Genomic DNA, 25145 nt, shown 5'->3' on the forward strand with positions numbered 1-25145 from the left:
AGTCAAGCTGCTTTTCGATGGTGTCGGGTGTTCGGGGTGATGGTCTGCGGTCCAGGGTTGAGGAGGTAGTAGACCTCGCGAGCCAGGTAGCGTTTCAGGCACCGAATGGTTTCCAGTTTCGAGTGGCCTTCGCTGGTTTTCTTCTCTACGTAGGCCTGGGTTTTCGGGTCGAGTCGAATGCGGCCGATGACGGCCAGATGCAAGGCTCGGTTGGCTTGGCGGTCACCGCCGCGATTGAGGCGGTGGCGTTGGGTCATGCCAGAAGATGCGGGTAGCGGCGCGACACCGCATAGCATCGCGAACGCGGCTTCGGATTTCATTCGATCGGAATTGTCGCCGGCGGTGACAAGCATTTGTCCGGCGACTTCGATACCGATTCCGACGCGCTCGAGTAGTTGAGGTGCGAGGGCTTTCACGATCGGGTTGATCAGTTCGTCGAGATCGGCGATCTCGTCGGTCAATTCGAGATAGCGGCGAGCCAGGGATTTCAGCGAAACCCGGTAGGCGGTCACAGGATCGGTAGCGTTCGAGACATCCGGCCGCCACGCGGCGAGGAGGCGTATCAGCTGCATCCGCGTCAGATCGCGGACCTGCTCGCGCAGCTCGTCGGGAGCGGAGATGATCGTCATCCGCAATAGTTGCAGCGCACTGCGCCGCTCTCGTACCGAATGGGCTCGGGTCACCCTCAACACACGAAGTGACTCGACGGCACCGTCTTTCGATTTCGGGGTGGTGGTGCGCCGGTTGGTTTTGGCTGCACGCGCTGCGTTAATGGCATCGAGGTCGTCGTTTTTGCCCTTACGGCGGCGGTCCGAGCGATCGGGGCGGTCCACCTCGAGTACCGTCACGCCGGCTTTCGCGAGGTGGCGGGTCAGCCCAGCTCCGTAGGAGCCAGTGCCCTCAATACCGATCCGGATCAGATTGCCGTACTCGCCGATCCAGGTCAGCATGGTTCGATACCCGTTTCGGGTGGTCGGAAAACTGCGAGTTCCGAGGACGTTGTCGTCGGTATCGATCACCGCGGCGACGTGCAGTTCTTTGTGGGTATCGACTCCGGCGAACACTTCCCGGTCTTGATCGAGATCGGCTTTGTCAGGCATCCTTGTCATGTCGCTTTCCTCTCCGTTGACCGATGAGCAAGGCGGCGCCGCGCATCGACCGAACCGGCGGACAAGACAGTGATGAGCACCTGGTGGTGCAGGCTCTCCTCAGGTCACCCCGACGGTGAGGCGTAGCGCCTCACCGGGGGTTCCCAGGAACCGACAAATCCAAGGAAAGACATACGATCGTCGATCGGAGTGCGGGTCAGGAACACTGGGAACTCCCGGCACCAGCATTCTCTCGTCTCCATGCGTTAACGGTCAGGAAATCCGAAAACACCGGCACAAACAGTCTCACTATCGGAGTGGTGTTCTTCTCGCTCGTCGCGGGGCAAGCTCCGCAAGCAGTGCAGGGGGAGCGGCCCGAGTACGTTGCGAACCTTGAAGCTGCCGGCGTTGGTCCCGGCCTGATCGACATCGCCGAAAAGGCCTTTGTCGATTGCGCGACAAGCCAATTGGCATCCGGAACACCGATGGAGGTGGCGCCGGAATGTCGCCGGGACGGCTCCGCCGGTGCCGGGGGTCAATCCGTTCAGGTGGCAGTTGATGCCGCGTACGCATCGACTCGCGCGGCGGCCGGCGAAGCATTTCTCGAAGCGCAGCGCCGTGTGCTCGCGATCATCGCAGCAATTGCGCTCGGTATCGGATTGGCGTCGACTGCTCTGCCGCGGGTCAATTCGCCGGTCTGAAAATTGCCCTTGACTCGAACGGGTGTTCGAGTACCCTGTGTGCAGGGGATCGGGGGATTCAATGGGTGTCTTGTTGTCGGACGTGGTGTCTGGTTCTGCGGTGGGGTTACGCGGACGCCTGTGGCAGTTGTCTGCTGCCGAGTTGCGTGCTGCTGCTGTCGAGGCGAGTGCGGAGATTCTGCGCCTGGAAGCCGTTCGTGTGGCTGTGGTGGACGAGTTGTCGTTGCGCCCGGATGATCAGGTGATTGCCAGCCGCGGGGTGGGTGCGTGGTTGGCGGCGAACACGATGTTGCAGGTTCGGGTCGGGAAGAAGATCGCCGCGTTGGGTGCAGCTTTGCGGCCGTTTCCTGCGGTGGCGGCAGGCTTCGATTGCGGGGATTGCTCGTTCGATCATGCCGTGTTGATCGTGGCGTTCTGTGAGTCACCACCGAAGGGGATGCCGGAGGAGGCGCTCCCGAAGTGCATCGATTTGTTGTTGGCTGCTGCGTCGGGGGTGGAGGCGACGACGACGAAGGTGCGGAACGTGATCGCGACCTTGGAGCGAATCTTCGAATCGGATGAGATTCCACCCGCCGAAGACATCGACCGGAACGAGCTCCGCATCGCCTCGACGCTCAATGGTCGCGTGGTGGTGAGTGGGGATTTCGACGCCCTCACCGGAGAAATGTTGCTCTCGGCCCTGTCGAACCTGACGATGCCCACCCCGGCACCAGACGGCACTCCCGATGCCCGGTCCGCGGCGAAACGGACGGCCGACGGGTTCACCGAACTGATCCGCCGGTATCTGGACTGCGCGAAAACCGGCACCGATGGTGGCCAACGCCCGCACGTGAACGTTCACATCAATGCTCGTGATTTGGCTGAGCATCGGGATTGTGCCGCGTCGCCTTCTGATGTGGACGACGAAGGCTCACACGATCTGGACTTGTCGGATCTCGATGTCGGGCACATGCCCTGGCTGGGACCGCTGTCGGTGTCGCAGACCAGGCTCCTCGGGTGTGACTGTTTCCTCTCCACGGTCCTGCTCGACGATCACGGCGCGCCCTTGGATGCGAAACCCGGGAAACGGTTGGTCACCCCCGAACAGCGAGTGGCGTTGATCGCCCGAGACAGAGGCTGCGCGTTCCCGGGCTGCACATGCGTGCCCGCCTGGACGGATGCGCACCATATTCGGCACTGGGCGAACGGCGGGCCGACGGTGATGAACAACCTGGTCCTGCTGTGCCGTTCGCACCACCGGTTGATGCACCGGAAATCAGGGTTCGTCGGGAAGTGGGCGATTCGGATCGGTGTCGACAACAAACCCTGGTTCATTCCGCCGCCCTCGATCGACCCCGGACAGCAACCGAGGCCGGCGAACACCACCTTCAAAACCTGAAGGGTCAAACCTTTTCGGTGACAACAAAAACGACCAGCTTCGCATCGGCATGGACCCGATGCGGGGCTGGTCAGTGGTGCTTGGAGAAAACGTGCTTGGAGAAAACGTGCTTGGAGAAAACGTGCTTGGAGAAACGCGTCAGAAGATGCTCTGCGTGCGCCAGAGATCCGAGACGGAAACCCCGACACGCTCGAGAAGTGTTCGTACCAAAGGTAATCCGATACCGATGACACTCGAGGGATCACCCTCGATCCTCTCCACGAACCAGCCGCCGAGACTGTCGAGCGTGAATGCTCCGGCGACTTGGAGCGGCTCGCCCGTTGCCAGGTATGCCTCGAGATCCTCGGTGGACGGTTGCGCGAAATGAACCACTGTTGCGCTGTGATCCGAGGCCATGCGGACGATGCGGCCGTCGGCGACGCGTAGGACACAGTGCCCGGTCAAGAGAGTGGCGCTGCGTCCGGCCATTGCGGCCCATCTCTTTCGGGCGATATCGACGCTGCCCGGCTTGCCTTGAAGTTGCCCGTCGATCAGGAGCATCGAATCGCACCCGACAACGACTACGTCGGTGAGATTGTCGGCGGCGAGGCCGGGGACGATTTCGGCGGCCTTGGCCTCCGCCAGCACCGTCACGACTTTTTCGGGGGCGGCGTCGGGTCCGAGGTTGTCGGCGATCTTGTCCTCGTCGACGCCGGAGACACGCACAAGCGGCGAAACCCCGGCCGCCCGCAGAACTGCGAGGCGAGCCGGGGACGCTGAAGCCAGAACCAGTTGAGTCACGTCAGCAGAGTGATCGTCAGCTGCGACGGATCGCGGGGTTCAGGTACGCGTACGGCGAGAACGGCGCACGCGTGCGGTGGAACTGAGTCGGATCGCCCCAGGTCTCCGCGGGAACGTTCGACTCGGGAGCTTGACCGCTGCCGGCAGCCGCAGCAAGCACGCTGACCAGTGCCGCGATCTCGACGTCCGTGGGCGAACCCTTGACGATCTTGATGACCGACGCGTCGGAGGTCGACGTCTCGGTCAGCTCCGTGAGCGAAGCATCCGTCGCGGTTCCCTCGACGACCGCACCGTTGGTCGGTGCAGTCTCCGCCAGTGCGACATCTTCGCTGAGAATGTCCTCGGTGGTTGCGGTCATAGGGGAATGTTCCCATGCTTCTTGGGCGGAAGGGAAACGGCCTTGCGCTCTAGCAGTCGCAACGCGGAAACGATTTGACCACGGGTGTGCGACGGAGGAATGACAGCGTCGACGTATCCGCGCTCAGCGGCGACGTACGGGTTGACGAGTGTGTCCTCGTACTCGTTCTGCAGCTTGAGGCGCAATGCATCGACGTCTTCGCCGTTCTTCGCGGCTTCGAGAAGCTGCTTGCGGTAGACGAATCCGACAGCTCCGGATGCACCCATGACGGCGATCTGAGCGGTCGGCCATGCCAGGTTCACGTCGGCGCCCATGTGCTTGGAGCCCATGACGTCGTACGCTCCGCCGTAAGCCTTGCGGGTGATGACCGTGATCTTGCCGACCGTTGCTTCTCCGTATGCGTAGAGGAGCTTCGCGCCGCGGCGGATGATGCCGTTGTATTCCTGCTCGGTTCCGGGGAGGAAACCGGGAACGTCGACGAGGGTGATGATCGGGACGTTGAACGCGTCGCAGGTACGCACGAAGCGAGCGGCCTTCTCCGAGGCGTCGATGTCGAGGCAGCCCGCGAACTGGGTGGGCTGGTTGGCGACGATGCCGACCGAGCGTCCGTCGACGCGACCGAAACCGACGATGATGTTCATCGCGCGCTCGGCCTGGACCTCGAGGAACTCGTCGTCGTCGAGGATGCGACGGATGACCTCGTGCATGTCGTACGGCTGGTTGGCCGAGTCCGGGATGAGGGTGTCGAGTTCGATGTCCTCGGCGGTCAGGCTGTCTTCGATCGAACCGACGATGGGGTCGGTGATCTCGCCGCGGGGAGCCGCTGCCTGGTTGTTGGACGGCAGGTAGCTGAGCAGGTCCTTGACGTAGTCGAGTGCGTCCTGCTCGCCGGAAGCGACGTAGTGGGCGACGCCGGACTTGACCATGTGGGTGCGAGCACCGCCGAGGTCTTCCATCGTGACGTCTTCACCGGTGACCGTCTTGATGACGTCGGGGCCGGTGACGAACATCTGGGAGGTCTCGTCGACCATCACGACGAAGTCGGTCAGTGCGGGGGAGTACACGTGGCCGCCGGCGGCGGGTCCCATGATCAGTGAGATCTGGGGGATGACACCCGAGGCCTGGACGTTGCGGTGGAAGATCTCGCCGTAGAGGCCGAGCGAGACGACGCCTTCCTGAATGCGCGCGCCTGCACCTTCGTTGATGCCGACGAGGGGCCGTCCGGTGCGGATCGCGAGGTCCATGACCTTGACGATCTTCTCACCGTAGATTTCGCCGAGCGATCCGCCGAAAACGGTGGCGTCCTGTGAGAAGACACAGACGTCGCGGCCGTCGATGGTGCCGTAACCGGTGACGACGCCGTCGCCGACCGGGCGGTTGTCAGCGAGACCGAAGTTCACACTTCGGTGCCGTGCCAGTGCGTCGAGTTCGACGAAGGAGCCCTCGTCGAGGAGGGCGGTGATGCGCTCGCGGGCGGTCAGCTTGCCTTTGGCGTGCACCTTGTCGATGGCGGCTTCGCCGCTCGGTGCCTGCGCCTGGGCTTGGCGATTCCGCAGGTCCGCGAGCTTTCCCGCGGTCGTGTGGATATCGGGTGCGGCCGCCGCCTCCGGCGCGTTCGGCTCTTGGACAGTGGTCATGGACGTGAGCTTAACGAGAGTGCGTGGGGGGCTTCGAAGGCAGGTCCGATTGTCGCTGTCTTGCAGGCTCAAGCTACTGACCAGTACATTCTCGCCGTCGTCATAGGCTGGGGCTATGTGGACCGACTTGAACCGACCGCCCCTCGACGGCAATGCCCTACGACGCGCACTGGTGCGCAGTGACAACGACGACGCGCGCGTTTTCTGGAACCGCCTCGACGTTGTCGAGGAGACCGGTTCGACGAACGCGGATCTCCTTGCGCGAGCGGCAGATCCGGATGCCGACCGTCACGTTCTGATCGCCGAATATCAGGCGAGTGCCCGTGGCCGTCATTCGCGCACGTGGGTGAGTCCGCCGCAAGCGCAGATCTCGATGTCGGTTCTGCTGTCGATGCCCGGAATGAATCTCGCGGACATGGGTTGGCTCCCGCTACTGTCGGGAATCGCGGTCGTCGACGCGCTGCGCAACGTGGCCGAAGTGCCCGCAGAACTCAAGTGGCCGAACGACGTTCTCATCGGTGACAAGAAGGTCGCCGGCATTCTGGCCGAGGTGGCGAGGACGGCGCCCGATCCCGCGGTGGTGGTGGGGATCGGGCTGAACGTGAGCCTCGGCGTCGAGGAGCTGCCCGTCCCGACCGCTACGTCACTGCTGATCGAAGAAGCATCGACTGTCGACCGCGACACTCTCGTTCGCGCAATCGCCCGTGAATTGGCGACGCAATTCCGTGCTTGGGAATCGTCGAAATGGGATACATCTGTGTTGGCTGCCGAATACCGGCAGCGCTGCGGGACGCTGGGCAAACGAGTCCGCGCGGTTTTGCCGGGCGACAAGGAGGTGTTCGGTATCGCGACCGACGTCGACACTTCCGGACGCGTCGTCATCGAAATCGAGGGAACAGATGGGGAGACCTTTGCGGTCGCAGCAGGTGATATCACGCACCTTCGCGCCGCCCCGGTCACCGAATCGTGAACGTTGCCGGATTTTCTGGCACCAAAGTGCTAATTTTTGGCCCGGACCGGTTTTCGAACCAACCGTCCGTCCTTCATTTCACTCAACTGCGGGATTTACCGAGCTGCCTAGGGGCGTCATGACCACACCGATCGTTGTTCCGACCGAAGCCGAGACGGCCGAGAGCGCTCGCCGCGTACTCACCGGCGTGACGGTGCTGCTCGGTGTCCTCACATTGGGCCTGGGTATCGCGGTACTCGCGTGGCCGGATGCCACCCTGTTCGTGGTCGCGGTTGTCATTGCGATCCAGCTGTTCGGATTCGGAATCGTTCAGATCATCCGTTCGTTCGCGGACGTGACGGCTTCGGGTGGAACTCGCACGCTCGTCGCGATCTCCGGCGCGTTGGCAGTGCTCCTCGGATTCTTGGTTCTCCGTAGCCCTTTGCAGACGGTGGTTCTGATCGCGTTGGTGATCGGTGCCTGGTGGGTATTCCGTGGCGTTCTCGATCTGGTCGACGCGGCGTCCGGGCACACCGTCGATCGCGGTCTGTCGATCGTGCTCGGAGTCATCAGCATCGTCGCGGGTGCAATCGTCCTTCTGCAGCCCGAACTCTCGCTCGACGTCTTCCGCATCGTGGTCGGCGTGTGGATGGTGCTGTACGGCATCATCATCGTCGTGACCCCGTTGGTGCTGCGAAAGATCGCGCAGCCCTGAGCGTTGCCCTGAAGACGGGTGTGCCTGAAAGTCGGTGTGCCTGAAAGTCGGTGTGCCTGAAAGTCGGTGCGGGGTGGCAGACTTCCCGTCATGGGATATCCCGAAGACGCCCTCGCTCAGGACGAGGAACTGATACTGCATCGCCATCCTCATTGGAAGATGTTGGTGCTTCCGGCGCTGACGTTCGTACTTGCGACGGCCGTCGCCGGGTTCTTGCTGGGCCTCGCACAGACGAGATTGGACGGCACGGCTCGCACCGTGTCGTCCATTGCCGTCGGAATCATCTGGCTCGGTGTCGTGGCCTGGCGATCGGTTGCGCCGTTCACGGTCTGGAAGTTCACGCATTTCATCGTCACCGATCGGCGAGTGCTCATCCGCCACGGAGTGCTCACGCACACGGGTATCGACATTCCCATGGGACGGATCAGCAATGTTCAATTCCGTCACGGCCTGATTGATCGAATGCTCAAGACCGGAACTCTGGTCATCGCATCTGCCAGTGACGATCCGCTCGAGTTCGACGACATTCCTGACGTCGAGCACGTTCACGCCCTGCTGTATCACCAGGTTTTCGATTCCATGCAGCAGCCACCCTCGCAGGCACCGCAGTGGCCGTCAGGTGAAAACGACGACCCGAACGATCGAAATGGCTGGTAATCAACGTGCAAAGGCGTGTTGTCCGTAGTCTGTTCGTGTGACTGCCGTATTGCTAGCCGAAGACGACGAGGCCATTGCTGCACCCCTTTCCCGCGCCTTGGGGCGTGAAGGGTATTCGGTGACGGTCGAACCGACCGGACCCGCTGCGTTGCAGCAGGCGCTCGAAGGTGATTTCGACCTGTTGATTCTCGATCTCGGCCTTCCGGGCATGGACGGCCTCGAGGTCTGCCGACAGATTCGTGCGCATCGCACCTCGCTCGCCGTGCTGATGTTGACCGCCAGGACCGACGAAGTCGACTTCGTGGTCGGGTTGGACGCGGGCGCCGACGACTACGTCAGCAAGCCGTTTCGTCTCGCCGAGTTGATGGCACGTGTGCGAGCACTCCTGCGTCGCCACGGTGGCCGCGAGGACACGATCGTCGAGGTCGGTGGCATCAGGCTCGAGCCCGCGGCACGACGCGTACTCGTCAACGGCTCCGAAATCGCCTTGGCCAACAAGGAATACGAGCTTCTGCGGGTCCTCCTCGAGCACGCCGGGGAAGTGGTCTCGCGCGATACGATCCTTCGTGAGGTGTGGGGCGACGTCGAGCTTCGTGGATCGAAGACGCTCGACATGCACATGTCGTGGCTGCGCCGCAAGATCGGCGACGAGGGCCCCGCCGTGGAACGCAGGATTGCCACCGTCCGCGGTGTCGGTTTCCGAATCAACACCGACTAACTTCTCGAGAATCAGGAACTGCCGGCATGCGGCGTCGCATATTGCAGTCGATTCTCGCTGTCGTGATCATGACGGCGTTGCTGCTGGGGGTTCCGCTGATCTACACGGCGTGGCTCTGGGTGGAGGACGTGACGCGAAGTGATCTCCGGGTGCGCCTCGACCGGATGGCCGCTGAGGTCATCGCGCAAGAGGGGACGAACGGACTCGTCGAAGGTGCGTTGAACACAGATTCGCTCAAGGTTCTCACCCCGAACGACGGGCGCCTCGTCGTCGTGTATCCGACCGTCGTCGACGGCGCTGCACGCGTCGACGTCGGTGAGGCGACGGTCAAGAACGCACTCGTCGAATCGCTCGCGATGGGAACGTCCGGCTCGTTGCGCCTCGAGGTGCCGTCGGAGAACCTGCGCACCCAGCAGAAACAGGCGGTGATGGCTGTCGGCGTGCTCGTGCTTCTGTCCATCACGGCAGGCACCGTGGTTGCTGTGGTCACTGCGCGTCGGCTTGCCGATCCGCTGCAGGATGTGGCCGACCGGGCGGCGCGCCTCGCCGAAGGCGACTTCCGGCCGGATCCTCGTCGGCACGACATCCCCGAACTCGACCGCGTGTCCGACGTCCTCGATGCGGCAACCGTGGAGATTTCGGTGCGGCTGCAACGAGAGCGCGCGCTGGTTGCGGACGTCTCGCATCAACTGCGCAGTCGACTGACTGCAGTGCGGCTGCGCCTGGACGAGTTGTCCGTTCACGAAGATCCTGACGTCGTGAACGAGGCCGAGGAAGCCATGGCGCAAGTGGACAGGCTCACCGACGGAATCGACGACCTGATTCGCTCGTCGCGCACCAGTGGGTCATCGGCGAGTCTGGTGTCGGTAGTCGGCGAGCTGGAACAGGTGACTCGCGACTGGCAGGCTCAGTTCGACGGAGAGGGACGCAGGCTGCGCCTACGCGGCGATCGCACGGTGATGGCTGCGACCACAGGTTCGCGTCTGCGTGAAGCTGTTTCCGTTCTGGTCGACAATTCGTTCGAACACGGTGAAGGCACGTGCACGGTGTCGGTGCGATTGATCGACGGTACGGGTCGCAGTTCGTCTCGCCGTGACTCGATGGTGTGCGTCGAGGTCACCGACGAAGGCTCCGGTGTGGAGAACGATCTGGCGCCGCACATCTTCGACAGAGGATTTTCGGGGGCGGGGTCCACCGGCGTCGGGTTGGCGCTCGCACGTGCACTGATCGAAGCCGACGGGGGCCGCCTGGAACTGCAGAGGCGTAAGCCTGCCTTGTTCGCCGTCTTCCTGCCGGTGGCCAACACGGCGCCGACCGCGGACGTCGTTCCGCACCGCGAACCGCGCTGACCGAAAGGTCGGCGCAGACGGAAAACTCAGGAGTGCCCGAGCTCCTCTTCGGCATCAGGAATTACCGGGTCAGGCGCCGTGGTTTCGGATAACGCTGTGGTTTCGGACAATCCTGTGGTGTCGGACAGCTCGAGCGGTTCCGGATTCTCGTCGGGAAACACGAACTTGCGGAAGGCCCAGAATCGGAACGCCATCTGCAGCAGGTTGCCGATGACATATGCACTGATGAAGTCGGCGATGTTCTCCGTCGCCAGGCTGACTTCGGGTACGCGCAGGTTGAAGACGTAACTGGAGATGTACAGCGGGATGAAGCTGATGACGACACCGATGGCGCTGATGATGAAGAACAGCGCAGCTTCGTGCGCTGGTTCACGGCCACCACGGTTCTTGAACGACCACTCGCGGTTGAGAATGTACGACGCGATCACCGCGACGACGCCGGCGATGATCTTGGCCGTGATCGGCTTGGATTCGAGGATCGACAGCTTGAGTGTGTAGAAGATGCCCGAGTCGATCAGGAAGGTCGTTCCGCCGACGATCGCGAATTTGATCAGCTCGCTGTGACGCAGAGCGATGTCACGAAACGGTTGGGGTATGCGGGCAATGACCCCGTCGACAAATGGCACAACAGATGAGTTTACGAAACGAAACCGCGTTACCACCAATTTGCCGCGGATTCATCAGCAGAATCACAGATTGGGAACGCTGAATGAACGGGCGAACGCGGCACATGACAACATAGAGAGCCGTGACCGGCAACAACGATCCCGCGCAGATCCCCGCCCGCCCGACCACCCCTCGACCGGCAAAAGCATCCATGCCCGTCGTCACCATGATCGGTGGCGGACAGTTGGCCAGGATGACTCACCAGGCGGCGGTGGCCCTGGGCCAGACGCTCCGAGTGCTCTCCGGGACTTCGGACGAGCCGGCAGCTCAGGTCAGCCCCGACGTCGTGCTCGGCAGCCACACCGACCTCGACGCTCTTCGACGCGCAGCGGTCGGTTCCAACGCGTTGACGTTCGACCACGAGCACGTGCCCACGGAGCATCTCGAGGTTCTTGTTGCCGAAGGCGTGAACGTTCAGCCGCCGCCGCAGGCTCTGATCTTCGCTCAGGACAAACTTCTGATGCGTCGCAAACTTGCCGAACTGGGCGCGCCCGTACCCGCGTACGCCGAAGTGACGTGGGCAGAAGACGTCGTGCGTTTCGGTGCCCAACACGGTTGGCCGCTTGTCATCAAGGCAACTCGCGGAGGGTACGACGGCCGCGGAGTCTGGATCACCGACGATCAGGACGAAGCAGAAGCCATCGTCACCGAGCAGCTGGACAAGGGTGTTCCGCTGATCGTCGAGGAAATGGTCTCGATGCGTCGGGAACTGTCCGCCATGGTCGCGCGGTCGCCGTTCGGCCAGGGCGCTACGTGGCCGGTCGTAGAGACCGTTCAGCGCAACGGCCAGTGCGCCGTCGTGATCGCACCTGCTCCCGCCCTTTCGAGTGCCGTTGCCGAGGAAGCCGAACAATTGGCGTTGCGCATCGCGTCCGAGCTCGGTGTTGTCGGCTCGATGGCCGTCGAACTCTTCGAGACGACTGACGGCACTCTCGTGGTCAACGAGCTGGCCATGCGCCCGCACAACTCCGGTCACTGGACGATGGACGGCGCGCGCACCTCTCAGTTCGAACAGCATCTGCGTGCAGTTCTCGACTACCCGCTCGGCGACACCTCGCCGATCGCACCGGTCACGGTGATGGCAAACGTTCTCGGTGCACCGGAAGCGCCCGAGATGACGATGGACGAGCGTGTCCATCACCTGTTCGCTCGGATGCCCGACGCGAAGATCCACCTGTACGGCAAGGGTGAGCGCAAGGATCGCAAGATCGGTCACGTCAACATCGTGGGCGGCGCCGGATCCATCGACGATCCGAATTACGTTGCCGCAGTTCGGGAACGCGCCGAGCGCGCAGCACATTGGCTTTCGTATGCAGTTTGGACCGACGGATGGGATGTACACGGTGAGTGAGAGCGCGCAGGTCGGCCTGATCATGGGCAGCGATTCGGATTGGCCGACCATGGAAGCTGCAGCCGAAGCTTTGGCCGAGTTCGGTATCCGCTTCGAGGTCGGTGTCGTCTCGGCGCACCGCACGCCTCAGCGGATGCTCGACTACGCCAGGGAAGCCGCGGGCCGCGGAATCAAGGTCGTCATCGCCGGTGCCGGTGGCGCCGCGCACCTTCCGGGCATGGTTGCCTCGGCTACGCCGTTGCCCGTCATCGGTGTTCCGGTGCCGCTCAAGTACCTCGACGGTATGGATTCACTCCTCTCGATCGTGCAGATGCCGGCCGGCGTCCCGGTGGCGACGGTCTCGATCGGTGGCGCTCGCAACGCCGGTCTGCTGGCTGCTCGGATTCTCGGTGCTTCGGACCCCGCACTTCAGCAGCGGATGGTGGCCTTCCAGGAGAGCCTCGAGTCGATGGTCCTCGACAAGGACAAGGCGCTCCGCGAGAAACTGCTGGGCTGAACCTCTCGTGTGTGCACGACGCGGGCTGCCGCTGATCCGAGCGAGTCGGGGCAGCGCGCAGTCCGCATTCGTCACCCGCATCGCCCTGTTCTACGCCGGGATTCTCCGCGCGGACATCCGCTTCGACGACGAGTCCGGGATCTTCGTCGCTTCCGGGCTGCGCAGCGGGTTCGCCAGAGGGGGAACAACTCTCGGTGGTGTGTATCTCACGCGGCGAAACACGACGCGACCCGTCCTTCGCCACGAGGCAGTCCACGCGGACCAATGGGCCAGGTACGGAATCATATTCGGGTTGCTGTACCTGCGTGAGGAACTGCGTCATCGCGGGCCGCGGAACCGCTTCGAAATCGAGGCCGGTCTCGAAGACGGCGGTTACCGCACCTGAGTGAGAGCTCGTCAGTAAAAGCTACTCTTGGCGGCATGGCTCGTTTTCCGACTAGTGAACGCTTCGTCCGCTGGAGTGCGGAACATGCTCGCGGTGTGGACATCTGCATTGCGACGGTTGCCGCACTGTTCAGCGTTGTCGTTGCGGTCGAGGCGAGTCCGCTGGCGGTGTTCATCTCGCTGGGTATGACCGTTCCGTTGGCGTGGCGACGCTCGCGCCCCGAACTCTCCGGCATGGTGATCGCAGGGTTCGCAGTTCTACACGTGATCTTCATCGGCAACACACTGCTCGCATCGGCCGTTGTCGTCCCCATCTCCCTGTACGCGCTGGCCGCCTATGGTGCTCGGTGGAGTTCACTCACCGGGCTGGTGCTCGCGTTGCTCGGCTCGATTGCCGGGACTGTTCGATACTTCGGCTACGACGGAATCCCGGTGTCCTCGCAGGTCATGCAGTCCGTGGCCGTCATGATCTTCATGCTCGCGGTCTGGGCGTTCGGTGATTTGCGTCGAGTTCGTACCAAACAATTGGAAGGTCTGACCGAGCGCGCACGGTTGCTCGAACTCGAGCGTGCGCAGGAAGCGGAAATCGCGACGATCAGCGAACGCTCGAGGATTGCGCGCGAGATGCACGACATCGTCGCGCATTCGTTGACCGTTGTCATCGCTCAGGCCGACGGTGGACGCTACAGCGCGGCCAAGGATCCTCAGGCTGCAATTCAGGCACTCGAAACAATTGCCTCCACCGGCCGCCAAGCGTTGACCGACATGCGATCGCTGCTGTCCGTCCTGCGTGAGGACACGCCCCGTGATTTCTCGGTGATCCCGGGCGCCGGCGACATCGACAGTCTCTTCCACGAGTTACGCAGCAGCGGACTCGACATCGCCGTCAGCGTGACCGGGGAACCACGCGAACTCTCTGCGGGTGCGGGGTTGACGGCGTATCGCATCGTGCAGGAATCGCTGACGAACGTTCTCAAACATGCGGGGCCTGGAGCACAGGCGAGCGTCGAGATGACTTGGGCTGAAACCGAACTCGTTCTCGGTATCACCGACGACGGACGAGGCGGCAGCGCCGCGCTGGTCGAATCGTCACCAGGCGGACAGGGACTGATCGGAATGGCCGAGCGAGCCAAGCTGCACGGAGGCAAAGTGACCGCCGGACCGAAATCAGGCGGCGGATACAGCGTCCGGGCCGTCTTGCCGTACGAACGAACGTCTGGGTAGGTCTTGAAACGTCCGAAGGTCTTAAGGTGAGTGGCATGGACGAACACGTGGCTCCGATCGCAGTGGCACTGATCGACGATCAGCAGCTGGTCCGCGCAGGTTTTCGAATGGTCATCGACTCACAGCCGGATCTGTCGGTGGTTGTCGAGGCTTCGGACGGTCAGCAGGCGTTGACCGAGTTGGCCGCCCGTCATGTCGACGTCGTTCTGATGGATGTCCAGATGCCGAAGATGGACGGCATCGAGGCGACTCGTCGGCTCCTGGCCGACCCCGATGCGCCGAAGGTCGTGGTGCTCACCACCTTCGACAACGACGAGTACGTGATGTCGGCTATCCGGGCGGGCGCCAGTGGTTTCCTGCTCAAGGACGTGCCACCGGAGCAGTTGCTCGACGCCATCCGCACCGTGCACCGCGGGGACGCGGTGATCGAAGCCCGGGCCACTCGGCGACTGCTTCAGCACGTCGGGCCACTCCTGGAAGGCTCGGCGCCCGAAGCGCAGTTGCCCGAAGAGTTGACGCCGCGCGAGGTCGAGGTGCTCGAAGCCATGGCGTACGGGCTGTCGAATTCGGAGATCGCTGCGAAATTCCACGTCTCCGAGACGACAGTGAAAACCCATGTCGGACGGGTTCTTTCAAAGACTCATTCTCGTGATCGTGTACAGGCAGTCGTCTTCGCCTTCCAGATCGGACTCGTCCGGCGCGCAGATCTCCTCGGCACCGAGGGCTGACACGCCGCCCTGTCCAGTCCTACCCCGGGATGACACCGGGCTCTCCAAGATCGCCCCGCACTCCGACGCGGAGACCACTTGCGCTGCAATAACGTCGATTCCGTCATAGCGAGAAGCTTTACGGAGGGCAAAAAATGCATGCGCACACCACGACGGAACCAGCCGCAGTGCCGGCGATCACTGCCCGCGGTGTCACCAAGGTGTACGGCACCGGTGAGACCACGGTTCACGCGCTCGGCGGAGTCGACGTGGACTTCGGTCGCGAGCGGTTCACCGCGATCATGGGCCCGTCCGGCTCCGGAAAGTCGACGCTCATGCACTGCCTGGCCGGACTCGACACGGTCTCGGGTGGGCAGGTTTTCCTGGGCGACACCGAAGTCACGAAACTCGGCGACACGGAGCTCACCGAACTGCGACGCGAGCGGATCGGATTCGTCTTCCAAGCGTTCAACCTGCTACCGGTGCTCACTGCTCGGGAGAACATGCTGCTGCCGATGAAGCTGGCAGGTAGTGAACCCTCGTCCGAGTGGATGGACGAGGTGATCGGAAAGCTGGGCCTGTCGCAGCGCCTCGACCACCTGCCGCACGAGTTGTCCGGCGGTCAGCAGCAACGTGTAGCTGTCGCCCGTGCATTACTGCCCCAGCCCGACGTGATCTTTGCCGACGAGCCTACCGGCAACCTGGATTCCCGTTCCGGGACAGAGGTTCTGGGACTCTTGCGCACCAGTGTCCGGGAGACCGGTCAGACGGTCGTGATGGTGACACACGATCCGGTGGCGGCGTCGTGCGCGGATCGAGTCGTGTTGATCGCGGACGGGCGTATAGCCGGAGAGATCGACCATCCCACCGTCGACTCGGTGATCGGTGCCATGCGAGCTCTCGGTGCCGACGACCTGGCCGATGTTCCTGCAGTTTCGGGTGCACTGCGATGAGAGGTCTGGCTTTTGCGCAGGCGCGGGCACATGCCGGGCGCTATGTGGCGTCGATACTCGCGGTGGTGATCGCCGTCGGATACATCGTCGCGACTTTGACCTTGAGCTCGACGGTCGACGCGAGTGTGAGCAAATCACTTGCGACGCAATACGAAACCACAGATGTCGTCGCGTCCGGTCCAGGCGTGACAGAAGCACTGCTGAGCGCGGTGCCGGGCGTCTCGGCGGTGGCCGACGACGTGTCGACCTATGTTCGTGTCGACTCCGAGGCAAAGGGCGCGTCCTACGGGGATGCGCTCTCGATTGCCGACAATCCCGAATTGCGTTGGGAGAAGGTGTCGGAGGGATCGATTCCGGCCGGTCTGGGGCAGGTGTTGGTGAGCGCGGACTCCGGGATACCGATCGGTGCCCGAATCACAGTCACGGCACGGGATTCGACGGTCGGTGCCGCCGCACCCACCGCGGAGGTAGTCGGACTGGTCGACCTCTCCGGTTCGGCGCAACGACTGGGCGGGATCAAGATATTCACCACCGCCGAGCAGGTGAGCGCGTGGGCCGGTGACAGTGCCGAACGTGAGTTCCGTGTCGCCGGTGACGGTTCACGCTCTCAGCAACAACTCGTGGATTCGATCGCGAGCGCGTTGCCCGCGGACTCCACCGTGCTGACCGGCGAAGAAGCCACAGACAACGCCGCAGCCGAATACATGGGCGGCACCAAGATCCTCAGCACGGTGTTGCTCGCCTTCGGCGCCATCGCCGTTGTTGTTGCCGCGCTGGTGATCGCCAATACATTTGCCGTGCTGCTCGCGGCGCGCACTCAGGAACTTGCGTTGCTGCGATGCGTCGGCGCCACGGCCAAACAGGTTCGCCGGAGCATTCGCAGTGAAGCCGCGGCGGTCGGCGTGATCGCCTCGGTGATCGGCGTCGGACTGGGTGTCGGACTTGCCTGGGCAATCGGTCGCGTAGCAACGGCCGCAGATGTGCCGGTTCCTCTTTCGTCACTGAGCGTCACCCCGGTGACCGTGCTCGTCGGTCTTGCCGTCGGCATCGTGATGACGATGCTCGCTGCATCTGCGCCCGGGCGGGCGGCAACGAGGCTCTCCCCGCTGGCAGCACTGCAGCCGATGGAGTCCAAGCCCGAGAGCGTTCAGGTATCGGTGGTGCGCCGGGTTCTCGGCGTCGTGATCCTGCTCGCGGGCATAGCGATGACCGTCCTGGGAGTGACGAATCAGCAGGTGCCGGCCGCAACCGCCGGTGGATTGTTCTCGTTCCTGGGGATCGCGGCACTGTCCGGTCGAATCGTGCCTGCACTGATCAATGCGGCCGGCGGAGTGTTGGCGAGACTGATCGGTCCGGTGGGAAGCCTGGCAGCAGGCAACGCCGGTCGGAACCCACGCCGCACCTCGGCGACAGCCACCGCATTGTTGATCGGTGTGGCCTTGACGAGCACGCTCGTCGTGGGAATCGCGACGGTCAAGGAAGCCGCACCCGCGGCGATGGACAGTCAATTCCCCGTCGACGTCATGGTGAGCAGTTCAGGTTCGGCACCGCTTCCCGCAGGGTTGGGCACAGACATCGCCGCGGTCAACGGTGTCGGCGCGGTGAGCGGTCTGGACAAGGCCGAACTGACGATCGACGGGCGCGGTTCGTTGGCCGGATTCGGCGTCGACGCTGCGCGGGTGAAAGATGTTCTGCGTACCGAGATCTCGGTACCCGCGGCCGGTCAGTTGGTGCTCTCGCCCGCTGACCTGACCGAATACAAGCTTTCGGCGGGCGATACGGCGACGGTGCGTGGGGATCGCGGCGTCGTGAACGTCAGCGTGGTCGAGGGCGTGAAAGGTCAACCAGCACTACTGGATCGAGGCGATCTCGGTGCAGCGGCCACCGCGCCGACCACCGATTCGTACTGGGTAAGGCTGGGGACGGATACTGACGAACAGGCTTTGGCCGCCACCGACCGCATCACGGAACTGGCACGCCAGGAAGCGCCGGGCAGCGATGTTCAGGGCATGACCGAGATGCGTTCAGCTCTCGATTCGATCCTCGACACCATGCTCATGGTGGTTGCCGGATTGCTGTCGGTAGCGGTGTTGATTGCTTTGATCGGCGTCGGAAACACCATGGCACTGTCCGTTCTCGAACGGCGCCGCGAATCCGGACTGCTTCGCGCACTCGGACTGACCAAGAAGGGAATTCGAGCCATGTTGATCTGGGAAGCGCTGCTCGTGGCAGGAGTCGCATCGGTGATCGGAGTGCTGTTCGGGATGGTGTTCGGTGTAGCCGGTACCGCATCGGTATTCGGGATCGAGGACGTCGCCCTCAGCGCAGTGCCGTGGGTGCAGTTGGTAGCCATCGTGTTGATCGGCGGAATCTGCGGTGTGATCGCGTCACTGCTCCCCGCTAGGCGGGCGGGGCTGGTGTCACCGGTGACAGCTCTCGCGAGCTAGCGTTCAGAACTGTTTCGTGACCTTCTCGGTGCCCACTCGGCGCGCGGTAGCTTCCGCGTCCGGGTGGGCCACCTGCACGAGTGAGGCGCCCGCGGCGAGAACTGCCAGAAGCCCGTCGATCAATTCGTCTGCCGTGTCCCACGTGCGACTGGAGAGGACACGATCCGTCGACACCAATTCGACGTTCTTCGCCGATGCCCGTGCCGCGTCGATCGTGTCCGCTACGGACCGGCCTTCGAGCGCCGAACCGGCTCCGGCGCTACGGAACTGGTCGCCGTGCACACGGATGGAGGTTGCGTAGTCGGCGACGCCGAGCGGAAGATCGCTCAAACCTTTGCCGAACGCGTCGAGGGAGAGTGCGGCTACCTCCGGTACGTCCGCAACATCGTCCAGTCGGTCGGCAGTGACGAAAGCCAGTTCGGCGTCGGCGTCGGGGGAGAGGACCACCTCACCGCCTGCCCACCACACACCCAGCAAGACGGCGACGCTCTGCCAGTGCGCGGGAAGCAGCACGGCAACTTTGCCGCCCGGCTCGAGAGCGAACTCGTCGCGGACCATATTCGCTGTCTTTGCCGCCCAGTTGGCCAGAGTGCTCGCAGACAATTCGATGCGCTCGCCGGTGGCGTCGTCGTAGTAGGTCACGCGAGGGCCGGCCGGGTCGGCAGCCAGGATCGGTCCGAGGAGGGCGTCGGTCAGGTTGTCTACAGGCGAAGGCACGTCGTCAGCTTACGCAGCCGTTCAGTTCACACAATTTTTCAGTTGACACAGCGCGGGCCGTTGGAGGCCGCGTCGATCGGCGGGCCGGGAGGGGCGGGAGTGGGGCTGGTCTCGGTGGTGCTCGACGATTCAGTCGTGCTTGTCGCTCCTTCGGGCGGGGATACCGCGTCCGCGGACTGCGGGCCGCTGTAGTCCTCGGCAATGACAACCCGAACCTTGCCCGAGGACAATGACGAATCCGCCTTGACCGTCAGACCGCCGAGTGCCTCGGCCACCGCGAGTGCTGCGTCGTCGTCCGCGGACTTTGCGAACACCGTAGATTCGGTGACGTCGGAGCCGGTGTTGTTGCCGACCTGACCCTGCTTGTATCCGAGGGCACTCAACGCTTCGGAAACCCCGCTGGCCAACCCTGCGATGTCACTGGCGTTTGCGACGTCGACCGTGATCGAGGACGCATTCACCGTGGTCGGTGCTTCGGAGGTCTCCTCCGAGTCCTCGCTGTCGGCGCCGACCAATCCCGCGATGTACTTCTTGACGGCCTTGGGATCGACCTTGACGATGGACTCGCCGTAATCGGTCATGCCGTTGATGTCGAGAACGGGAATTGTCTCGAATTGCACCTTGCCGCCGGCCAGATTCTGCAACTGCTTGGCGAACTCGATGATGTCCCAGTCGTCGTCGATCACGACGGAACGCTGGACAGCCGAGGTCAGCTGACTGAGCTTGCCGGGGTCACTGAGGGTTTTTGCGCTGAGTACCTTGCTGACGAGAGAAGCCATGAACACCTGCTGGCGAACGATCCGGTCCAGGTCGCCGCGAGGAAGATCGTGTCGTTGTCGCACGAAGCTCAGCGCGTCGGCACCGTCGAGTGTCTGTTTCCCGGCCGCGAAATTGGCTCCGGACATCGGTTCGTCTACCGGCGCGTTGAGGCACACGTCGACTCCGCCCACTGCGTTGGTCAGCAGGACGAATCCGAGTAGTCCGACTTCGGCGTAGTGATCGACGGTGATGCCGGTCAGATTCGCCACCGCTCCGATGAGCGCGGTCCGGCCGGCTTCCGTCGACTTCTTGTCTGCGTCGCTGTCGGACGACCCGTTGTTGACCAACTTCAGCCGTTCGGTTTCCTTGGTGGCACCGAACGCGGCGTTGATCTTCGACATACCGATACCCGGGACGTTGACGTACGCGTCGCGGGGAATCGAGATCGCGGTCGCGGAACTCCCGTCGTTGGGGACGCGGATCAAGATGATGGTGTCGGTATTGGACGCAACTTCCTCACCTGCGCGCAACGAGTCGAGCTCGCTTTGTGAGAGCGGGTTGCCGTGCGCGTCCGTTCGACTGTCCGTTCCCACCATCAGAATGTCGATGGCGCCGTCCTTGCCGCCACCGAGGCCGAGTCCGCTGGCAGTGGCAAGGCTGTTTCTCAACGAGTCCACACCCCGCCACGCGAACCCGGTGACCAGCAGTACGAGCACGGACAGCACCGCGACCGCTATGCGAGCCGGGCTCGTCTTGGTCCGAATCGGCGCAGGTCGTGGACGCGCGCGGCGCTGCGGTTGCTGGTGGGACACCCCTTCAGGTTACTGGTCCGATGCTCGGCCGCGGGTACCTCGACGCGGCGTGCCAGACTCAACCGTGTGACGAATATCCTGCTCACCGGCGCCCGAGGGCAGCTCGGAACACGTATCGATGCTCTCGCAACGTCGGCGGGTCACACTGTGACGGCCGTCCGTTCCCGCGAGCTCGACATCACCGACAGCCGCGCGGTCGACGACTTCGTCTCGCCTGGTTCGGTGCTGATCAACTGCGCTGCGTACACGGCCGTCGATGCTGCCGAGACCGACCAGGAGGCGGCGAGGGCGGTCAACGAGATCGGACCGCGGAATCTCGCGCAAGCCTGTGCGCGGGTGGGTTCGCGGTTGATCCACGTTTCGACGGACTACGTCTTTCCGGGCGATGCAAGCTCGCCATACGACGTCGATGCACCGACCGGTCCCGCGACGGTCTACGGCCGAACCAAACTGGACGGCGAGATCGCTGTTCGAGAGTCGGGGGCTGACGCGGCCGTTGTCCGCACCGCGTGGGTGTACTCCGGTGTCGGCACGGATTTTGTCGCCACGATGAGAAGGCTCGAAGCCGAACGCGAATTCGTGAACGTCGTGGACGACCAGATCGGGTCACCCACGTACAGCGTCGATCTGGCCGGCGGCATCGTCGAACTCGCGCTGCTGGACTTCACGGGTGCGTCGACATTCCACGTGACCAACGGCGGGCAAGCAAGTTGGTACGAGTTGGCGCGAGCTGTTTTCGAGGAGATCGGAGCAGACCCTGCTCGGGTGCGCCCGTGCAGTAGTGCGGAGTTCGTACGCCCTGCCCCGCGCCCGGCATATTCGGTCTTGTCCGAGCGCGCGTGGGTTACCGCGGGAATGACGCCGCTGCGTCCGTGGCGAGAGGCTCTGCACGCCGCTCTGGCGTGAGCATTGTTCGGGACAGTGGCCGCGGACGGCTAGGCTGACCGGCGTGAGTCCCAAGCTGGCCGTGGTAACGGTGACCTACTCGCCAGGCGAGCATCTCGAGAATTTCTTGAGCACGCTCGCTGTGGCGACGACAGAAAAACCCCAGGTCATCATGGCCGACAATGGGTCGACCGATGGTGCCCCCGAGGCCGCCGATGCCAAGTACGAGCATGTCCGTCTGCTTCGAACCGGCGGAAACATCGGGTACGGGGGAGCGATAAATCGGGCTGTAGCGGAGATCGATTCGTCGATCGAATTCGTCGTGATTTCCAACCCGGACGTCCAATGGGCACCCGGTTCACTCGACGAATTGGTGGCTGCGGCAAATCGGTGGCCAAGGGCCGGTGCACTGGGGCCGAAGGTCCTCGAACCGGACGGCAGTGTCTATCCGTCGGCGCGAACGGTGCCCGACATCACCTCGGGCGTCGGGCACGCGTTGCTCGGTACCGTATGGCCGAAGAACCCGTGGACTGCTCGTTACCGTCAGGAGAACGAGGCCGTCACCGAGCGTGCAGTGGGGTGGCTTTCCGGGTCGTGCCTGCTGGTGCGACGCGACGCCTTCGACACCATCTCAGGTTTCGACTCTCGTTACTTCATGTACATGGAGGACGTGGACTTCGGTGACCGCCTCGGAAAAGCCGGGTGGCTCAACGTATTCGTCCCCTCGGCCGTCGTCACCCATGCCAAAGGCCATGCGGCAGGACGTCATCCGGAACTGATGTTGCCTGCCCATCATCGCAGTGCGTACCAGTTCCAGGCTGATCGCCATCCGCACTGGTGGCAGGCTCCGCTACGACTTGCCTTGCGCGGTGGCCTCGCGGTGCGATCCAAGATCGCCGTAGCTTCTGCAGTTCGCGAGCGCGCTCGCACCGACAACTCGACCGACAACCCATCAGTTTCGAACCACGGGGGAAAATGATGTCCGATCCGAATCCGACCGACGCCGTAATCCTGGTAGGCGGCAAAGGCACTCGGCTGCGTCCGCTGACGCTGTCGGCACCCAAGCCGATGCTTCCGACCGCCGGCCTGCCGTTCCTGACGCACCTGCTCGCCCGCATCGAGGCAGCCGGAATCAAGCACGTCGTGCTCGGAACGTCCTTCAAGGCAGAGGTATTCGAGGACTACTTCGGCGACGGCTCCAAGATGGGCCTCGAGATCGACTACGTCTTCGAGACCGAACCGCTGGGCACCGGTGGCGGAATCCGCAACGTTCTGCCGAAGTTGCGCGGTGACAACGTCATGGTGTTCAACGGCGACGTGCTCGGTGGCACCGATCTGAACGGCATTCTCGAGACCCACGAGAAGACGGACGCCGACGTGACCCTGCATCTGGTTCGTGTGGGAGACCCGCGAGCATTCGGTTGTGTTCCGACCGACGAGGACGGACGAGTCTCGGCATTCCTGGAGAAGACCCAGGATCCGCCGACGGATCAGATCAACGCCGGCTGCTACGTCTTCAAGCGCGAGATCATCGAACAGATCCCCGAAGGACGACCGGTATCGGTCGAGCGCGAGGTGTTCCCGAATCTGCTGGCCGAGGGCAAGCGGGTGTTCGGCCACGTCGACTCGTCGTACTGGCGTGACATGGGAACCCCCGAGGACTTCGTTCGCGGTTCCGCCGACCTGGTGCGAGGTATCGCACCTTCGCCGGCTCTCGAAGGTCCGCGCGGCGAGTCGCTGGTTCACCCCGGAGCCGGAATCGCGCCGGGCGCTGTTCTGATCGGCGGCACGGTTGTCGGTCGAGGCGCAGAAGTTGGTGCAGGCGCTCGCCTCGACGGTGCAATTCTCTTCGACGGCGCCGTTGTGGAAGCCGGGGCGGTGGTCGAACGATCGATCCTCGGATTCGGCGTCCGTATCGGACCCCGAGCGCTGGTCCGCGACGCTGTCATCGGCGACGGCGCGGACATCGGTGCGCGGTGTGAATTGTTGCGCGGCGCACGCGTGTGGCCGGGGGTGACGCTGCCGGACGGTGGCGTGCGCTTCAGCACAGATGTGTGATCGTTAGCTGACCTACTGGAATACTGGCGGGTATGACTTCTCTTCCGAGCCGTTACGTTGCCCTCGGTGACTCGTTCACCGAGGGCGTCGGCGACGCCGACGAACGATTCCCCAATGGTCTGCGCGGGTGGGCAGACCGAGTGGCCGAGCAGCTGGCGGTGAACAATCCCGACTTCCGCTACGCCAACCTGGCGATTCGTGGTCGCCTACTCGGACCGATCATCGACGAGCAGTTGGAACCCGCTCTGGCGTTGAAGCCCGATCTGGTGACCATCTACGCCGGCGGAAACGACATGATGCGTCCGAAGCTCGACATCGATGCGATGGTCGCCCGCTACGATTCGGCAATCGGTCAGCTCACTGCATCCGGCGCTCGGGTTCTGATGTTCACCGCGTACGACACCGGATGGTCCGCCTTCTTCGGCAAGCTCCGCGGACGTCTGGCGATCTACAACGAGCTTGTTCGCGAGGTGGCCGACCGCCACGACGCGACCCTCGTCGACTTCTGGCGATTCTCCGAATATCAGGACCTTCGGATGTGGGACTGGGATCGCCTCCACATGTCGCCCTCCGGGCACGAGAACATGGCGACGCGTGTGCTCGACGTGCTTGGTGTCGAACACGGATTGACCCCGCCCGATCTCGGGCCTGCGCCGGTTCTCACGAAAGCCGAAACTCGTCGCGAGGATCGTCAATGGGCGCGAGAGTTCTTGGTGCCGTGGGTAGCTCGGCGCGTGAAGGGAACATCGTCGGGCGACGGCGTGAGCGCCAAGCAGCCCCAGCTTTCTCCGATTCAGTCCTGATTCTTGCGCTGACGGGCGAGCGCGACCAGGTGGTCGATGGTCTCGCGTTCCGCTGTAGGTGGGAGCGCGTCCACCGGCCACCATCTGAGGTCGGTGGACTCTGCGCTGCGGACGATATGTGAATTGTCCGGCGCCACAACAAGAAACCGTAGATCGAGATGGCGAGTCGGTACTCCGAGTGAGCACGTGATCGGATGCGTGTGGGCGGAGAGTAGGTCCGCGTCTATCCGAACGTCGTGAATTCCGGACTCCTCGCGAGCTTCCCGCAATGCCGCATCTACCACCGTCTCGTCGTCGGGCTCACAGTGGCCGCCGAGCTGAATCCACCTGCCCACCTTGGGATGCAGGGTCAGCAAGACGTGGCAGCCACTCTCGTCGAGAACGAGAGACGACGCGGTGATGTGTCCCGGTGCGTGGCGACGAAGGCAGCCGTCCGGAGCCGAATCGAGGAACGCGAGCATCGTGTGCCGCAATGATTCGTCCGCTTCGGAGGACGTCTCCCAGCCCTCCAGGACGCCCTTGGCGGAGGCGTGCAGCGATTCGGCTGACATGG

General features: G+C 63.4%; 26 protein-coding genes. 18 read left to right on the forward strand and 8 right to left on the reverse strand.

The window, feature by feature from the left end:
- Nucleotides 1-2: 2 nt before the first annotated feature.
- Entirely contained in the window at nt 3-1109 is a 1107-nt protein-coding gene (locus YH3_RS12410) for an IS110 family transposase (protein ID WP_082920510.1), read from the reverse strand.
- Nucleotides 1110-1408: 299 nt separating this feature from the next.
- Here YH3_RS12410 and YH3_RS12415 point away from each other — a divergent pair, with 299 nt between their 5' ends.
- Entirely contained in the window at nt 1409-1789 is a 381-nt protein-coding gene (locus YH3_RS12415; RefSeq protein WP_238592563.1) for a hypothetical protein, read from the forward strand.
- Nucleotides 1790-1850: 61 nt separating this feature from the next.
- Nucleotides 1851-3167: an HNH endonuclease signature motif containing protein gene (locus tag YH3_RS12420; RefSeq protein WP_064443419.1), complete on the forward strand. Its 1317-nt coding sequence runs from the start codon at nt 1851-1853 to the stop codon at nt 3165-3167.
- A gap of 138 nt (nt 3168-3305) precedes the next feature.
- On the opposite strand, the gene YH3_RS12425 is transcribed toward YH3_RS12420, so the two are convergent.
- From YH3_RS12425 to YH3_RS12435, 3 genes are read right to left on the reverse strand one after another with little or no spacing between them, the layout of a single operon-like run.
- Complete coding sequence (locus tag YH3_RS12425) at nt 3306-3947, reverse strand: nucleoside triphosphate pyrophosphatase (RefSeq protein WP_007731146.1); 642 nt, start codon at nt 3945-3947, stop codon at nt 3306-3308.
- A gap of 16 nt (nt 3948-3963) precedes the next feature.
- Complete coding sequence (locus YH3_RS12430; protein WP_007731147.1) at nt 3964-4305, reverse strand: acyl-CoA carboxylase subunit epsilon; 342 nt, start codon at nt 4303-4305, stop codon at nt 3964-3966.
- A complete protein-coding gene (locus tag YH3_RS12435) occupies nt 4302-5942 on the reverse strand; it encodes an acyl-CoA carboxylase subunit beta (protein ID WP_003940853.1) in 1641 nt (546 codons plus the stop codon). Before YH3_RS12435 ends, YH3_RS12430 begins: the two co-directional genes overlap by 4 nt.
- Before the next feature lie 115 nt (nt 5943-6057).
- Here YH3_RS12435 and YH3_RS12440 point away from each other — a divergent pair, with 115 nt between their 5' ends.
- From YH3_RS12440 to YH3_RS12460, 5 genes are all read left to right on the forward strand, one after another.
- The gene (locus tag YH3_RS12440) at nt 6058-6912 is read left to right on the forward strand and encodes a biotin--[acetyl-CoA-carboxylase] ligase (RefSeq protein WP_003940755.1); all 855 of its coding nucleotides are present in this window, start codon (nt 6058-6060) and stop codon (nt 6910-6912) included.
- 118 nt (nt 6913-7030) lie between these two features.
- A complete protein-coding gene (locus YH3_RS12445; RefSeq protein ID WP_003941007.1) occupies nt 7031-7606 on the forward strand; it encodes an HdeD family acid-resistance protein in 576 nt (191 codons plus the stop codon).
- A gap of 90 nt (nt 7607-7696) precedes the next feature.
- On the forward strand, nt 7697-8263 hold the full coding sequence (locus YH3_RS12450; RefSeq protein WP_003941034.1) for a PH domain-containing protein: 567 nt from the start codon (nt 7697-7699) through the stop codon (nt 8261-8263).
- A 37-nt stretch (nt 8264-8300) separates the two neighbouring features.
- Nucleotides 8301-8981 carry a response regulator transcription factor gene (locus tag YH3_RS12455; protein ID WP_003940916.1) on the forward strand — a complete coding sequence of 227 codons (681 nt, stop codon included), beginning with the start codon at nt 8301-8303 and terminating at the stop codon, nt 8979-8981.
- A gap of 26 nt (nt 8982-9007) precedes the next feature.
- Nucleotides 9008-10330: a HAMP domain-containing sensor histidine kinase gene (locus tag YH3_RS12460; protein ID WP_007731154.1), complete on the forward strand. Its 1323-nt coding sequence runs from the start codon at nt 9008-9010 to the stop codon at nt 10328-10330.
- Nucleotides 10331-10356: 26 nt separating this feature from the next.
- Here YH3_RS12460 and YH3_RS12465 read toward each other — a convergent pair whose 3' ends face one another.
- Nucleotides 10357-10956, reverse strand: coding sequence for a GtrA family protein (locus YH3_RS12465; RefSeq protein WP_007731156.1), 600 nt, complete (start codon nt 10954-10956; stop codon nt 10357-10359).
- Nucleotides 10957-11147: 191 nt separating this feature from the next.
- On the opposite strand from YH3_RS12465, the gene YH3_RS12470 reads away from it, so the two are divergent.
- The 7 genes from YH3_RS12470 (at nt 11148) to YH3_RS12500 (ending at nt 18558) form a co-directional block, all read left to right on the forward strand.
- Nucleotides 11148-12347: a 5-(carboxyamino)imidazole ribonucleotide synthase gene (locus YH3_RS12470; RefSeq protein WP_245361607.1), complete on the forward strand. Its 1200-nt coding sequence runs from the start codon at nt 11148-11150 to the stop codon at nt 12345-12347.
- Complete coding sequence (purE, locus tag YH3_RS12475; RefSeq protein WP_030535024.1) at nt 12331-12843, forward strand: 5-(carboxyamino)imidazole ribonucleotide mutase; 513 nt, start codon at nt 12331-12333, stop codon at nt 12841-12843. The genes YH3_RS12470 and purE overlap by 17 nt, the downstream gene beginning before the upstream one ends.
- A 7-nt stretch (nt 12844-12850) precedes the next feature.
- Nucleotides 12851-13228, forward strand: a complete 378-nt coding sequence (locus tag YH3_RS12480; RefSeq protein ID WP_042922156.1) for a hypothetical protein — start codon at nt 12851-12853, stop codon at nt 13226-13228.
- Nucleotides 13229-13263: 35 nt separating this feature from the next.
- Nucleotides 13264-14451 (forward strand): sensor histidine kinase, encoded by a 1188-nt coding sequence (locus YH3_RS12485; protein WP_030535022.1) that lies wholly within the window; start codon nt 13264-13266, stop codon nt 14449-14451.
- Nucleotides 14452-14486: 35 nt separating this feature from the next.
- Nucleotides 14487-15179, forward strand: coding sequence for a response regulator transcription factor (locus YH3_RS12490; protein WP_003940960.1), 693 nt, complete (start codon nt 14487-14489; stop codon nt 15177-15179).
- A 134-nt stretch (nt 15180-15313) separates the two neighbouring features.
- Nucleotides 15314-16111 (forward strand): ABC transporter ATP-binding protein, encoded by a 798-nt coding sequence (locus YH3_RS12495; protein WP_064443420.1) that lies wholly within the window; start codon nt 15314-15316, stop codon nt 16109-16111.
- The gene (locus YH3_RS12500; protein ID WP_047271709.1) at nt 16108-18558 is read left to right on the forward strand and encodes an ABC transporter permease; all 2451 of its coding nucleotides are present in this window, start codon (nt 16108-16110) and stop codon (nt 18556-18558) included. Before YH3_RS12495 ends, YH3_RS12500 begins: the two co-directional genes overlap by 4 nt.
- Nucleotides 18559-18561: 3 nt before the next feature.
- On the opposite strand, the gene YH3_RS12505 is transcribed toward YH3_RS12500, so the two are convergent.
- The gene (locus YH3_RS12505) at nt 18562-19275 is read right to left on the reverse strand and encodes a TIGR03089 family protein (RefSeq protein WP_003940786.1); all 714 of its coding nucleotides are present in this window, start codon (nt 19273-19275) and stop codon (nt 18562-18564) included.
- 38 nt (nt 19276-19313) lie between these two features.
- Complete coding sequence (locus tag YH3_RS12510) at nt 19314-20798, reverse strand: LCP family protein (RefSeq protein WP_037125651.1); 1485 nt, start codon at nt 20796-20798, stop codon at nt 19314-19316.
- 114 nt (nt 20799-20912) lie between these two features.
- On the opposite strand from YH3_RS12510, the gene rfbD reads away from it, so the two are divergent.
- Genes rfbD through YH3_RS12530 form a run of 4 tightly spaced genes read left to right on the forward strand, consistent with a single transcriptional unit; the run spans nt 20913 to nt 24592 of the window.
- Complete coding sequence (rfbD, locus tag YH3_RS12515) at nt 20913-21752, forward strand: dTDP-4-dehydrorhamnose reductase (RefSeq protein ID WP_064443421.1); 840 nt, start codon at nt 20913-20915, stop codon at nt 21750-21752.
- Between the two features lie 43 nt (nt 21753-21795).
- On the forward strand, nt 21796-22710 hold the full coding sequence (locus YH3_RS12520) for a glycosyltransferase family 2 protein (protein ID WP_003940999.1): 915 nt from the start codon (nt 21796-21798) through the stop codon (nt 22708-22710).
- Nucleotides 22707-23789 carry a sugar phosphate nucleotidyltransferase gene (locus tag YH3_RS12525; protein WP_037125580.1) on the forward strand — a complete coding sequence of 361 codons (1083 nt, stop codon included), beginning with the start codon at nt 22707-22709 and terminating at the stop codon, nt 23787-23789. The genes YH3_RS12520 and YH3_RS12525 overlap by 4 nt, the downstream gene beginning before the upstream one ends.
- Before the next feature lie 32 nt (nt 23790-23821).
- Nucleotides 23822-24592 (forward strand): SGNH/GDSL hydrolase family protein, encoded by a 771-nt coding sequence (locus YH3_RS12530; RefSeq protein ID WP_003940765.1) that lies wholly within the window; start codon nt 23822-23824, stop codon nt 24590-24592.
- Here the strand turns inward: YH3_RS12530 and YH3_RS12535 are convergent.
- On the reverse strand, nt 24583-25143 hold the full coding sequence (locus YH3_RS12535) for an NUDIX hydrolase (RefSeq protein WP_003940680.1): 561 nt from the start codon (nt 25141-25143) through the stop codon (nt 24583-24585). The two genes, YH3_RS12530 and YH3_RS12535, sit on opposite strands and share 10 nt — an antisense overlap.
- Nucleotides 25144-25145: the final 2 nt, after the last annotated feature.

Source organism: Rhodococcus sp. YH3-3, assembly GCF_001653035.1.
Lineage (GTDB): Bacteria > Actinomycetota > Actinomycetes > Mycobacteriales > Mycobacteriaceae > Rhodococcus_F > Rhodococcus_F qingshengii.